Raw genomic sequence first — 16165 nt, forward strand, 5'->3', positions numbered from 1 at the left:
AAAATGAGGTGCTCCAATGTCGGTATTTAAAACTCAAGAAACGTACTGGGAAAACCTGTTTGATGAAGAAGACGGCCTAAGCGCATTCCCTTACTTTAAAGCAGTGGATAAAGCGTCGTTGGCCCGTACCGGCTACCAGGAAAAATGCATCTGCCGTTCCTTATCTCCGGAAGTATCTCAAAGAATCATGACAATGGCGAATCATTCCGATATGGCGGCCTATCTGATTTTATTGGCGGGTATTGAATGCTTGTTATATAAATATACGGATCGAACGAGCCTGATTCTTGGCATTCCAACGGTATCGAAGCAAAAAGCCGGCCAGTCAGCCGTTAACAACATTGTCCTCTTAAAAAATACGCTTTCAAATGAGAGCACATTTAAAACCGTATTCGGGCAGCTGAAAGAAGCCGTTAATGATTCTCTGAAAAATCAAAACCTGCCGTTTAGAAAAATGGTCCGGCATCTAAGCGTGCAATACAATGACGAGCATATGCCTTTGATTCATACCGTCGTTTCGCTTAACGAAATTCATTCCTTGCAATTTAAAGAAGATACTGCAACCGATACGCTGTTTCACTTTGACTTGGAGAACAACGGGATTCATTTGAAGCTTTTTTATAACGGCAATCTGTACGATGAGCGCTATATCAATCAAATTGTATCCCATTTGGATCAGCTGCTGTCTGTGATCCTGTTTCAGCCTCAAGCCGCGATCCATACGGCAGAGATCTTACCGGAAGCGGAAAAACAGAAGCTATTGTTTGATTTTAACGACACCGGCGCAGATTTCTCCGGGAGCAGAACAGTCTATCAATTATTTGAAGAGCAGGCAGAAAGAACGCCTGAACATGCGGCCGTCAAGTTTAAAAACGACCATTTGACGTACAGGGAACTGAATGAGAAGGCGAGCCGTTTGGCAAGAACATTGCGTAATTGCGGGGTTCAACCCGATACGTTAGTCGCCATTCTCGCTGATCGTTCTTTAGAGATGATCGTATCCATTATAGCCGTTTGGAAGGCAGGGGGCGCTTATGTGCCCCTGGATCCTGAATATCCAAAAGAGCGGCTTCAATATTTGCTTCATGATGCGGATGCAGACGTTCTCCTTGTTCAGCATCATTTAAAAAACAGTCTCGCCTTTGACGGCCCGGTGATCGATTTGAATGATGAAACATCATACCATGCCGATTGCTCATTGTTATCACCAGTAGCGGGACACAGCCATTTAGCCTATGTCATTTATACGTCGGGTACAACAGGAAAGCCGAAAGGAGTCATGGTTGAACACAGCGGCATTGTGAATTCGCTCCAATGGAAGAAGGCGTTTTTCAAGCATTCCCCGGCGGATCGCGTGCTTGTCTTGTACCCGTATGTTTTTGATGCGTTCATTTTAAACTTCTTCGGCCCGCTCATCTCAGGAGCAACTTTGCACCTTTTGCCTAATGAAGAGAATAAAGAAACTTTCGCCATTCAAAATGCCATAAAACAAGAAAGAATTACCCATTTCTCAACTTCTCCCCGTCTTCTGAAAACGATGATCGAACAGATGAACAGAGAGGATTTCATCCATGTTCAGCATGTTGTTGTAGGCGGTGAGCAGCTGGAAACAGATACAGTTGAGAAGCTGCATTCTCTGCAGCCTCGCATTCGGATCAATAATGAATACGGACCGACAGAAAACAGCGTGGTATCTACATTTCACCCTGTTCAGTCCGCTGATGAACAGATCACAATCGGCAGCCCGGTGGCCAACCATCAAGCTTATATTTTAGGAGCGCACCATCAAATCCAGCCGATCGGCGTACCGGGAGAGCTGTATGTCGGAGGAGCGGGAGTGGCCCGCGGCTACCTCAATCGGCCTGAATTGACGGAGGAAAAATTTGTGGAGCATCTGCATGTCCCTGGCCAAAAGATGTATAAGACAGGGGATCTCGCCAGATGGCTGCCAGATGGACGGATTGAATATTTAGGGCGGATTGATCATCAAGTGAAAATTCGCGGCTACCGGATTGAGATCGGCGAGGTAGAGGCAGCCATGTTCAATCTGGAAAACGTTCGTGAAGCCGCAGTCGTCGCGCGGGAAGACGCAGACGGGGCCAAGCAATTGTATGCCTATTATGTCGGCGAGCCTTCTTTGACCGCTGCGCAGTTCAGAGAAGACTTATCCCGGGAACTGCCGAATTATATGATTCCCTCCCGCTTTATCCCTTTGGAACGCATTCCGCTCACTTCCAATGGGAAGATTGATCTGAAAGCTTTGCCTGCTGCTGACGAAAATACGCGGGCGGAATACGAATACATAGCCCCGCGGAACACAATAGAAGAACTGCTGGCGTCCATCTGGCAAGAAGTATTAGGAGCAGAACGTATAGGAATTCTGGATAATTTCTTTGATTTTGGCGGAGATTCGATTAAATCAATTCAGGTGTCATCCAGATTGTATCAAGCCGGATACAAGGTTGATATGAAGCATTTGTTTAAACACCCCTCGATTGCTGAACTTAGTCAGTTTGTAGCGCCGGTCAGCAGGGTGGCTGATCAAGGAGAAGTGAATGGCGGAACCAAGCTGACCCCGATACAGCATTGGTTTTTTGAGCAAAAAATGCCGCATGCACACCATTACAATCAGGCCGTCATGTTATATTCGGCGGAAGGCTTTAAAGAGGGCCCGCTTCGCCGGACGATGGAACGGATCGCGTCGCATCACGATGCCTTGAGGATGATTTTTGAAAAAACGCCGGATGGATACGCTCCGCGAATTACAGGAACAGATGAAAGTGAACTATACCATCTGGAAGTGATGAATTATAAAGGGGAAACCGATCCGGCTCAAGCGATTGCCGATAAAGCGAATGGGATTCAAAGCAGCATGGTATTAGACAAAGGGCCATTGATGAAGCTCGGTTTGTTCCAATGTCCGGACGGAGATCATTTGCTGATTGCAATTCATCATTTGCTGATTGACGGAGTATCCTGGCGTATTTTACTCGAAGATTTTGCAAGCGGATATGAGCAGGCAGAACGCGGACAAACGATCCAGCTCCCGCAAAAAACAGACTCGTTTCCATTCTGGGCCGATCAATTGTCCAAATATGCGGCGGAAACCGATATGGAAGAGGAGATTGCGTATTGGACTGAGCTTTCAAGTATAAAGCCTCAGCCATTGCCTAAGGACACTATCAGCGAAGGATCGTTATTAAGAGACAGCGAAGAAGTGACGATTCAATGGACAAAAGAGGAAACGGAGCAATTATTAAAACATGCGAACCGAGCCTACAACACGGATATTAACGATCTGCTGCTGACTTCGTTAGGGCTGGCTGTTCACAAGTGGACAGGCACGGAAGACATTGTCGTGAATTTGGAAGGCCACGGGAGAGAACCGATTATTCCGGATGCTGACATTTCCCGCACGATAGGATGGTTCACAAGCCAGTACCCTGTCGTCCTGAGGATGGAAGCCGGAAAAAACCTGTCGCAGCGGATCAAGATCGTGAAAGAAGGGCTGCGCCGCATCCCTGACAAAGGAATGAATTACAGCATCATCAAATATATATCCGGGCATCCGGAAGCCGACAGCCTGCAGCTGAATCCGGAGATATCGTTTAACTATTTGGGACAATTTGACCAAGACCTGAAGCACCAGGCTTTGCGCATCTCGCCTTTTTCCACAGGGTTATCAATGAACGAAAACCAAGAGAGAACGGCCGTGCTTGATTTGAACGGCATGATTGCCGAAGGGACATTATCACTGACACTGAGCTACAGCAGCAAACAATACGAAAAATCTACTATGACGCAATTTGCCCGGGGGTTGAAAGAAAGTCTGCAAGAAGTCATTGCGCATTGCGTGAGCCGGCAGCAGACTTCTCTCACACCAAGTGACATCCTGTTAAAAGACATCTCAATCGACGAACTGGAACAGCTTTTGGAGCAGACGCGTGAATTAGGCGAAGCGGAAAATATTTATCCATTAACGCCGATGCAGAAGGGCATGCTGTTTCACAGCTTATTTGATCCGAATTCAGGTGCTTATTTTCAGCAAACGATGTTTGATCTGCATGGAGACCTGGAGATTGATTCATTTTCAAAAAGCTTGGACGGCTTATCGCAAAAATATGATATTTTCCGCACGAATTTTTACAGAGGCTGGAAGGATCAGCCGCTCCAAATCATATTCAAAACGAAAAAAATCGGTTTTCAATTCAATGACATACGAGAGATGAAGGAATCACAAAAAGAAGCGATGATTCAGGAATATGCCAGAGAAGATAAGATGCGGGGGTTCGACTTAGAAAAAGGCGCGTTAATGCGGTTATTCATCCTTCGTACGGATGAAAAGACATACCGTTTTATCTGGAGTTTCCACCATATTTTGATGGACGGCTGGTGCCTGCCGCTGATTACAAAAGAAATATTCGAGAATTACTTTGCCTTGCTTCAGCAAAAGCAGCCTGAACAATCATCAATTACTCCGTACAGTCAATATATTGAATGGCTCGGCCGGCAAGATGCGAAAGAGGCCACGGCTTATTGGGATCAGTACTTGGAGGGATATGAGGAGCAAACCGGCCTTCCTAAGGATCACCATGCAGCGGAAGACGGACGATACGTTCCTGAAAAAGTGACGTGTGACATAAGCTCCGATCTCACTTCAAAAATGAAGCGGACGGCAGGCAAGCATCATGTCACGCTGAACACGCTGCTGCAGACGGCATGGGCGGTTTTGCTGCAGAAATATAACCGTAGCCGGGACGTTGTGTTTGGAAGTGTTGTATCCGGAAGACCTGCTGGAATTCCAAACGTGGAAACCATGATCGGCTTATTCATTAACACCATTCCCGTCCGGTTCCGATGTGAAGCCGGGACAACGTTTGCTGAGCTTATGAAAGAGGCGCAGGAAAGGGCTGTAGCGTCTCAACAATTTGAGACACACCCGCTGTACGATATTCAAGCGCGTACAACGCAAAAGCAAGATTTAATTACACATTTAATGATATTCGAAAATTATCCGGTTGATCAGTATATGGAAAGTATAGGCCGCCAGAACGGAACATCCATCAAAATTTCCAACGTACAAATGGAAGAACAGACCAACTACGATTTTAATTTGACCGTTATACCGGGCGACGAGATGAACATCTCTTTTGAATACAATGCAAATGTGTATGATCGGGCAAGCATAGAGCGGGTTCGGGAACATTTCATGCAAATCCTGCATCAAGTCGTGACAAATGCGGATATCCGGGTGGATCAAGCGGAATTGTTAACGGAAGGCGAAAGAAGAACCCTTCTGCAGACGCTGAATGACACGGCCGCGCCGTTCCCGCAGACGCCGGTTCATCAATTATTTGAAGAGCAATCGCAGCGTACGCCCGATCAAGCAGCCGTCATTGATAAGGACAGGCAGCTCACGTACGGAGAGCTCAATAAGCGGGCCAACCGACTGGCGCGAACGTTAAGAGCGAAAGGAGTGCAGACGGATCAGCCTGTAGCCATCATCACAAGAAACAGCATCGAATCGGTGGTCGGAATCCTTGCCGTTTTAAAATCAGGCGGAGCCTATGTCCCTATAGATCCGGAATATCCGCAAGACCGCATCCGGTATATGCTGGATGACTCCCAAGCCGGAATCGTTTTAATGCAGCGGGATGTCAGGAAACAGCTTGCCTATGAAGGCGCCACGGTTTTACTTGATGATGAAAGTTCTTATCACCAAGATGACTCTGACCTTGCTCCGAGAAATGATGCGAGCCATTTGGCATATGTCATTTATACGTCAGGTTCCACAGGGCGGCCAAAAGGCGTATTAATCGAGCACGGAGGCTTGACCAATTATATTTGGTGGGCGAAAGAGGTTTATGTAAAAGGCGAGAAAGCCAACTTCCCATTATATTCGTCAATTTCTTTTGATCTGACGGTGACTTCTATTTTCACGCCGCTTGTCACAGGAAATGCAATCATCGTCTATGACGGAGAGGATAAAACAGCTCTGCTTGAATCGATTGTGCGGGACCCGAGGGTGGATATCATTAAATTGACCCCGGCCCATTTGCAGGTTCTGAAAGAAATGAACATTGCCGATCAAACGGCTGTCAGAAGAATGATTGTGGGCGGGGAAAACTTAAGCACCCGGTTAGCCCGCAGCATTCATGAACAGTTCGAAGGCCGGATTGAAATATGCAATGAGTACGGACCGACGGAAACCGTTGTCGGCTGCATGATTTACCGTTACGATGCCGCAAAGGACAGACGGGAATCGGTACCGATCGGAACCGCTGCGGCAAACACGAGCATTTACGTTCTTGATGAGAATATGAAACCCGCGCCGATCGGAGTGCCGGGAGAGATCTATATCAGCGGCGCCGGTGTGGCAAGAGGATATTTGAACCGTCCCGAATTAACGGCAGAGAAATTTGTCGATGACCCGTTTGAACCCGGAGCGAAGATGTATAAGACCGGAGATTTGGCGAAGTGGCTGGCGGACGGAAACATTGAATATGCGGGCAGAATAGATGAACAAGTGAAAATCAGAGGCTATCGTATCGAATTAGGCGAGATCGAGGCGGCACTACTTCAAGAAGAAGCGATCAAGGAAGCTGTCGTTACAGCCAGAGAGGACGTCCACGGGTTTAAACAATTGTGTGCATATTACGTGAGCGGCGGGCAAACAACGGCAGCCCGGCTCCGGAAACAATTGTCTCAAACCCTTGCAAGTTATATGGTTCCGGCTTATTTTATCGAGCTTGATGAAATGCCTTTAACTTCTAACGGAAAAATAAACAGAAAAGGGCTGCCGGCTCCGGATTTCGAACTGCAGGACAGAGCAGAGTATAAAGCTCCCCGAACAAAAGCTGAAGAAATATTAGTTTCTGCCTGGGAATCGGTATTAGGCGCTGAAAACGTCAGTATTCTTGATAATTTCTTTGACCTTGGCGGAGATTCCATTAAATCCATTCAAGTATCCTCCAGATTAAATCAGCAAGGATACAAAATGGAAATCAAAGACTTGTTTCAATATGCAACAATTGCTGAATTGAGTCCGCATATCAAGCAGAATCTGCGTATAGCCGATCAAGGTGAGGTCAAAGGAAAAGTCAGCCTGACTCCTATTCAGCATTGGTTTTTCGAACAAACAACAACAGATCAGCATTATTATAATCAAGCCGTCATGCTGCATGCGCCGGAAGGTTTTCAGGAAACGCAGCTTCGTCAAACCCTGCAAAAGCTTGCTGAACATCACGATGCGCTCCGCATGACGTTCCGGACTACGGAAAATGGCTGCGAGGCGCAGAATGAAGAAATCGCCCAAAGCGGACTGTACCGCTTAGAAGTCCTGAATCTGAAAGAAGATCCCGATCCGGGGCGTACAATTGAAGCCAAGGCTGATGAGATACAAAGCAGTATGCGTTTAAGTGATGGGCCGTTAATGAAAGCCGGGTTGTTTCAATGCGCAAATGGAGATCATCTGCTCATTGCCATCCATCATTTGATTATAGACGGGATTTCATGGCGCATTTTACTGGAAGATATCGTTAGCGGCTACAAGCAAGCCGAGAACGGGCGAGTAATTCAACTGCCGCAAAAAACAGACTCTTTCCAATTATGGGCTAAGAGACTTTCAGAATACGCGCAAAGTGAAACCATAAAACAAGAACAGGAATATTGGACAAAGATCGAACAAACCGAAGTCAAACCGCTGCCTAAAGATTTTCATGAAACCCATACAACTGCAAAAGACAGTGAAACAGCAACTGTGGAATGGACGAAAGAGGAAACGGAGCTGCTATTAAAACAAGCGAATCGCGCTTATAACACGGAAATAAACGATTTGCTTTTAACTTCTCTGAGTCTTTCCATATCGCATTGGTCAGGACTGGAACAAATTCCGATTCATTTAGAGGGACACGGCCGAGAACAGGTTATACAAGATATAGATATCTCCCGCACGGTCGGGTGGTTTACAAGTCTGTATCCGGTTGTGCTGCACGCGCAGCCGGGCAAAGAAACCTCTGATTATATCAAGACGACCAAAGAAGGATTGCGCCAAATTCCGCATAAAGGGATCGGATATGGAATAGCAAGGTACTTAAGCGGCGGAATGCCATCGAACCTCAATCCTGAGATCAGCTTTAACTACCTTGGACAGTTTGACCAAGATTTACAGCAGCATGGGGTTCAATTATCTTCTTATTCTTGCGGTTCAGACTCAAGCGAAAATCAAGAAAGACCGTATGTATTGAATATAAACGGAATGATCACCGAGGGCCGGCTGAAGCTTACGATCAGCTACAGCAGCAAACAGTACGCAAAAGAAACGATCATGCGGTTATCGGAAACGATTCAAAGCCGCCTGCGGACCATCATTACGCATTGCGTTCATAAAGAACAATCGGAACTGACACCAAGCGATATTTTGTTAAAGGGCATGTCCATTGACGAATTGGATCAGCTCCTCATTCAACTGCCGCATGCAGGTGAGGTTGAAAACGTGTATCCGCTCACTCCGATGCAGAAAGGAATGCTCTTCCACAGCCTGCTGGACGAGGCCTCAAGTTCTTATTTTGAACAAGCATCGTTCGATTTGCAGGGAGAGTTAAAGATTGATTGGTTTAAAGCAAGCCTTGAACGATTATTTGAAACATACGCCGTGCTCAGAACCCGTTTTTACAGCGGCTGGAACGATACTCCTTTACAAATTGTCTATAAAACGCAAACACCGCAAATTCATTTTACAGATTTGCGTGATATAGAGGGGCACCTACGCGAGGATGCAATTGCAGCCTATCAAAGAGAAGATAAGGCAAAAGGATTTGACTTGGCTCGGGATCCGTTGATGCGCATAGCGATTTTCCGGATGGAAGCCCGCAAATATCATTTGATTTGGAGCTTCCATCATATTGTGATGGATGGCTGGTGCCTGTCTCTTATCACGAAGGAAGTGTTTGATCATTATCGCGCCTTACAGGAAGGCAGGGAACCAGAACCGCCATCGGCAGCTCCTTACAGCGACTATATCGAGTGGCTTGGCCGCCAAGATCAGGAAGCGGCAAAGCGGTACTGGAGCGGGTATCTTGAAGGATATAAAGGTGAAACCACGCTTCTTCATAAAATAGCGCAGCATGAACAAAAAGAATACGCCTATGCCAATGTGATCTGTCGATTTGATCACGAACAGACAAAACAATTACAGCAGATCGCAAATCAGCATCAGGTTACATTAAATACGTTGATCCAAACGTTATGGGGAGTATTATTACAGAAATACAGCGGGTCCGCAGACGTTGTCTTCGGCAGTGTCGTGTCGGGAAGGCCGGCGGAAATTCCTGATGTGGAACAGATGATCGGCCTGTTCATCAATACGATTCCGGTTCGCATCCGCTGCGATGAGGACAGCACTTTTGCTGATACGATGCAAATGGTTCAACAAAACGCGCTGGCTTCCCAATCGTACGATACCTATCCTTTATACGAAATTCAGGCCCAAACGGAACAAAAGCAAAACTTAATTGATCATATCATGATCTTTGAAAATTATCCGATAGGGCAGCAAGTCGAAAAGGGTCATGATGCTGCGGATTTAAATATCGTGAATTTCCATATAGAAGAACATACCCATTACGATTTTAATGTAGTTGTCATCCCTGGCGAACAACTCACCATTCATTTTGATTTCAACCAAAATGAATATGGACAATCAGAGGCAGAGCGGATTCGCGGACATTTTGAACAGCTCATTCACCAAATTTTGCAGCAGCCGTCTGTCAAAATAGAAGAAATGGAACTTCTGACGCAGCAGGAAAAAGAACAGCTGCTCACTCCGCTTTCCGGGGGAACAGAGAAGCCTGAATACGAAACGATTCATACTATGTTTGAACGCCAGGCGGCACAAACGCCGCAAGAAATCGCAATTCAATACGAAGGGGCGGAGATTTCTTACAAAGAGCTGAACGAAACGGCCAATAAACTGGCGCGGATTCTCCGAAAGCGAGGTGTGAAGCATCAAGAGCCGGTGGCTGTGATCGCCGGGCGTTCACCATCATTAGCGGTTGCTGTTTTAGGCATTTTAAAAGCGGGCGGTGCCATTGTTCCGATTGATCCGAGCCATCCTGCCGAACGAATCCGCTATATCATTGAAAACAGCAGCTGCACTCATGTTGTAACAGAGAAAGACCGGTCAGTCCCCGAGGCAGCAACGCAGATTGTCACATTCATAGAAGAAGCGGAGACAGAACCGGACGGGAGCAATGTGCAGACGATAAACACGGCGGAGGATCTGCTTTACGTTATTTATACATCAGGAACAACGGGGAAACCGAAGGGTGTGCTGCTTGAACATAGAAATATGGCCAATTTGCTGTATGACCAATTTACAAACTCAGGCATCGATTTCAAAACCAATGTGCTTCAATATGCATCTCCGGCATTTGACGTCTGCTATCAAGAGCTGTTTTCAGCCCTGCTCAGCGGCGGCACACTCCACATCGTGCCTGAATCAATAAAGCGGGACGCGGCTCAGCTGTTTTCGTTTATTAATAAACATCAGACGGACATCGTCTTTTTCCCGACTGCTTTTGCCAAAATGCTTTTTAACGAAGAGAGCTATGCATATTCATTTCCACGCTGTGTGAAGCATTTGATTACTGCAGGAGAACAATTAACAGTATCCCGTTTATTTCAGCAAGTGCTCCGCACACACGGCTTGCATTTGCACAATCATTACGGTCCGTCAGAAACTCATGTAGTGTCGACGTATACCATTCAACCGGGAGATGATATTCCTGAATATCCGCCGATCGGCAAACCGATATGCCATAACAATATGTATGTCATCAACAAGAACAAACAGCTTCAGCCCTTGGGCATTGCGGGAGAACTGTATATTTCCGGAGCAAATACCGGGAGAGGCTATGTGAATAACCCGGCTTTAACGGGAGAGAAATTTTTGCCTGATCCGTTCAGAGAGGGAGCCGTTATGTACCGCACCGGAGATTTGGCAAGGCTGCGTGAGGACGGGCAAATCGAATACCTCGGCCGCATTGATGATCAGGCGAAAATAAGGGGCTACCGGATCGAACCGAAAGAAGTTGAGGTCATATTGGCCAATCACCCGGCGGTGAGAGAAGCAGCGGTCCTTATTCAAAAAAACGCTTTGGGTGAAAATGAATTGTGTGCGTACTGCAGCGTCTCAAAAGCGACTGATCCTTCAGCATTACGGAAAGATCTGGCCAAAAACCTTCCTGACTATATGATTCCTGTGAAATGGGCTTTTGTTGAATCTATTCCGCTCACGGCAAACGGAAAAGTCGACCGCAAAGCATTGCCAGCACCAGAAGGAGGCGTGCAAACGGGGGGCGAATACGTTGCTCCCCGTACAGCGGCGGAAGCGCAGGTGGCGCATATCTGGCAAGAGGTGCTTGGACTTCCGCGTATCGGCGTGAAAGACAACTTCTTCGACATCGGCGGTCACTCGCTGCGGGCAACGACTCTGACGGCGAAGCTGCACAAAGAGATGGGGGTCAGCCTGCCGCTGCGGGAAGTGTTCCGATCGCCAACAATTGAAGAAATGGCAGAAACGATTACCGGAATGAAACACACGGCATATACATCTATCCCGACCGTTGAAGCAAAAGAATACTATGCCGTCTCCTCGGCGCAGAAACGGCTGTACATTTTGAATCAGCTGAAAGGCGGAGAGCTGAGCTACAACATGCCGAGTGTCATGAGAGCCGATGGAGCTCTGGATCGGGAACTTGTCGAGAAGGCGATCCGCAAGCTGATTCAGCGCCATGAAACGCTGCGTACCGGCTTTGAACTAATAGATGGAGAACCGGTGCAGCGGATTTATGACGACGTCCAATTTGCAGTGGAATTCACTCAGGCGAAAGAAGAACAGGCGGAAGCCCTCGTTCATGGGTTTGTGCGGGCATTTGACTTGGAGAAAGCGCCGCTGTTGCGGGTAGGACTGATCGAGCTTGCAAAAGACCGCCATTTGTTGCTGTTTGACATGCATCATATCATTTCAGACGGCGTATCTATCAAGAATTTGATTGAAGAGTTCGTTTCATTATATGAAGGAAAAGAATTGCCGCCATTAAGGGTTCAGTATAAAGATTATGCGGCGTGGCAGCTGTCGGATATGCAAAGCGAACGGATGAAGAAACAGGAAGCGTACTGGTTGGATGTGTTCAGCGGAGAGGTTCCGGTGCTTGATATGCCAACCGACTATGGAAGACCGGCTGCGCGGAGCTTTGAAGGAGGACAAATCGAGTTTGTCATCGGGCCGGAGTTGACGGAACAGCTGAAAGGCTTGGCGGTGAAGAGCGAAAGCACGCTGTACATGGTGCTGCTGGCTGCTTATACGACCATGCTTGCCAAATACAGCAGGCAAGAAGACATCGTAGTAGGCAGCCCGATTGCCGGAAGAACCCATTCGGATTTGGAAAGCTTAATCGGCATGTTCGTGGGCACGCTGGCGATACGAACGAATCCGGTCGGGGAAAAAACATTCCGGGAATACGTGCAGGAAGTCAAAGAGCATACATTAAAAGCGTACGAAAACCAGGAGTATCCATTCGACGAACTGGTGGACAAGCTGAATGTGTCCCGGGATTTCAGCCGCCATCCGCTGTTTGACACGATGTTCATATGGCAAAACACAGAACGGGGAGAATTGAGCCTAGATGATGTGCGTTTTACCCCTTATCCGGACAACCATGCGATGGCGAAGTTCGACCTGACGTTCCAAGCGGCAGAAAACGAAGATGGAATTACAGGTATGATCAGTTACGCGTCAGCGCTGTACAAGCAGGAAACTGCGGAACGCATGGCAAAGCACTTCATCCAATTGATCGAGGAGATTGCGAATGACCCGCAGGCGCCGCTTTCATCGCTGGAGATGATCACCGCGAAGGAGAAAGAGCAGATTGTGGAGAGATGGGGCCAACCGGCGATAGACTGCCCAAGGGACAAAACAATTCACCAATTGTTCGAGGAGCAGGCGGAGCGCACGCCGGAACATACGGCCGCAGTTTACGAGAAAAGCAGATTCACATACCGTGAGCTGAATGAGCGGGCCAACCGCCTGGCGCGGATTTTAAGAAGCGAAGGCGTGCAGCCTGACCAGCCTGTGGGTATTCTGGCAGAACGTTCTCTGGAAATGATCGTGGGGATTATGGCGATCCTGAAAGCCGGGGGCGCGTATGTGCCGATGGATCCGGACAGCCCGCAGGAACGCATCCGCTATATTCTGGAGGATTCAGGAGCAAAGGTTCTGCTGGCACAGCCCCATTTACAAGATCGTGTATCCTTTGCCGGAGAGATTTTACTGCTGAATGACGAACGAATGAACAGCGGGGACGGCTCGAATCTGGTGACGGCAGCCGGACCGGATCACTTGGCGTATGTGATTTACACATCAGGCACAACCGGCAAGCCAAAAGGCACGCTGATTGAGCATCGCCAGGTCCTTCATTTGATGGAGGGGCTCCGCGGACAAGTGTACGGTGCTTATGATTCGGGATTGCGTGTGTCTCTGTTGGCACCGTACTATTTCGACGCATCGGTCAAGCAAATTTTCGCGGCACTGTTAGGGGGACATGCACTGTATATCGTCCCTAAAGCATCAGTATCAGACGGTTATGCCTTGTCAAACTATTATCGCACCCGCCGCATTGACGTAACAGACGGAACACCGTCACATTTGCAATTGCTTATCGCTGCAGACAGCCTTCATGGGGTAACGATCCGGCACATGCTTATTGGAGGAGAGGCGCTCCCGCAGGCGACGGTGGCGCAATTGCTTGAATTGTTTGCTTCGAACGGGTCATCAATGCCGCTCATAACCAATGTATACGGTCCGACGGAAACCTGTGTGGATGCATCGGTCTTTCATATCATACCGGGGACATTGGCATCCGCTGACGACGGCGGTTACGTGCCGATCGGCAAACCGCTGGGCAACAACCGTGTGTATATTGTTGATTCCCATGATCGGATGCTGCCTATAGGTGTAAAGGGTGAGCTGTGCATCGCCGGAGACGGAGTAGGACGAGGGTATCTGAACTTGCCTGAATTAACGGGTGAAAAGTTTGTGGACGATCCGTTTGTAATCGGAGAGCGGATGTATAAAACAGGCGATCTTGCCCGTTACCTGCCGGATGGAAACATTGAATATGCCGGAAGAAAGGATCATCAGGTCAAAATTCGCGGTTACCGGATCGAACTTGGCGAGGTGGAAGCCGCTTTTCTCAACATCGAGCATGTACAAGAAGCGGTGATTCTGGCCAGAGAAAATGCAGAGGGGCAAAGCGATTTGTATGCCTATTTTACAGGGGAGAAGTCACTGCCGATCAATCAGCTTAAAGAAAAACTCTCCAATCAAATACCAGGCTACATGGTTCCTTCATACCTGATGCAACTGGAGCAAATGCCGTTAACCTCCAATGGAAAAGTGAATCGCAGCGCGTTACCGCTGCCTGAAGCAGGCTTGCAGACCGGGATTGACTATGTTGCTCCAAGGACAAGACCGGAAGAGCAGCTGGTTCACATCTGGAAAGAAGTATTGAAGGTAGAACAAGTCGGTGTGAAAGATAACTTTTTCGATCTCGGCGGGCATTCGTTACGGGGGATGACGCTCGTTACCAAGATCCATAAGCAATTCGACAAAAGCATTTCATTGAGAGAAGTGTTTCAATACCCGACGATTGAAGAAATGGCGAGGGTCATTGCAGGTGCGGAAACCAGCGGACCGGATGAAATCCCTGTTGCAGAAGCCAAAGATGTTTATCCTGTATCTTCTGTGCAAAAGATGGTTTACCTGTCTACACAAATTGAAGGCGGAGAACTAAGTTACAACATGCCGGGGATTTTGACATTGGAAGGCAGGATCGACATGAATCGTTTACAATCTGCGTTCCAAAGTCTGATCCAGCGCCATGAATCGCTACGAACCGGATTTGAAATGGTCCGCGGAGAGCTGGTGCAGGTGATCAAGCCGCAGACGGATTTCTCTATAGAAAGGTACAAAGCAGCTGATGAAGAGGTCGAGGAGCTGTTCCGCAATTTCGTGCGGCCTTTCGATCTCAGTCAGGCTCCATTGCTTCGGGCCGGACTCATCGAATTAGAACAGGACAGATATGTTTTCATGTTTGACATGCATCATATCGTTTCAGACGGCGCTTCTATGAATATTTTTGTTGAAGAACTGATTCAATTGTATGACGGCAAAGAATTAACCCCGCTCCGGGTTCAATACAAAGATTACACTGTATGGCAGCAGCAGGCGGAGCAGAGGGAACGCATCAAAAGGCAGGAGAACTATTGGCTGAATGTATTTCATGAGGAACTCCCGCCATTTGAGCTGCCGAAAGATTTTGCCAGACCGCGAATTCGAAGCTTTGAAGGCAAGCGATACAATTTCGCTCTCGATGAGACTGTGGTTCAGGGGATAAAACAGATGGAAGAATTGACCGGATCGACCGCTTACATGATCTTGCTGTCAGCCTATAACATACTGCTGGCCAAATACAGCGGTCAGGAAGATATCGTCGTCGGTACGCCTATTGCGGGAAGAATGCATGAAGATTTACAGCATATTATCGGGATGTTTGTGAATACGCTGGCCATCCGTACGGCTCCGGCTGGAGAAAAGACCTTTATGGACTATGTAACGGAAACAAAAGAAACGATGCTGAAAGCTTATGAAAATCAAGAATATCCTTTTGAAGAATTAGTTGAGAAACTGGGAGTGAAACGGGACTTAAGCCGGAATCCGTTATTCGATACGATGTTTGTTCTGCAAAATACGGAACAAACGGATATCGAATTGGACTCTCTCGCGGTCAGACCATATGAACAAACAAATACGGCGGCCAAATTTGATTTACAGCTGACCTTCGTGATGAATCCGCACGAGATACAAGGAAGCTTTGAGTACTGCACGAAGCTGTTCAAACAGAAAACCATCGCTACGCTGAGCAAGGATTACGCCATGATTCTGTCGGCGATCATAAAAGACCCATCGATTCCTTTAAAAGAAATTCAATTAAGTGAGAAAGTAAACAAAAGTGAACACTTTGCAAGCGAAATCGAATTGAATTTCTAAAAACGGCCGGTACCGGCTGTCCCCGGCATGGTGTTTTTACGGGGACAGCGGTCAGCC

General features: G+C 47.6%; 1 protein-coding gene. It reads left to right on the plus strand.

Annotated features, from left to right (window positions below; all coding sequences use genetic code 11):
• Positions 1-16 precede the first annotated feature (16 nt).
• Positions 17-16108: a bacillomycin D non-ribosomal peptide synthetase BamB gene (gene bamB / locus OTK50_RS00140; RefSeq protein ID WP_224224330.1), complete on the plus strand. Its 16092-nt coding sequence runs from the start codon at positions 17-19 to the stop codon at positions 16106-16108.
• The last annotated feature ends 57 nt before the right edge of the window (positions 16109-16165 follow it).

This window comes from Bacillus sp. NEAU-CP5 (assembly GCF_026420705.1).
Taxonomy (GTDB): domain Bacteria; phylum Bacillota; class Bacilli; order Bacillales; family Bacillaceae; genus Bacillus; species Bacillus velezensis.

Bases quoted from the DNA above. Each gene is read 5' to 3' on its own strand.
- bamB (WP_224224330.1), top strand. From the start codon at position 17: ATGTCGGTATTTAAAACTCAAGAAACGTACTGGGAAAACCTGTTTGAT.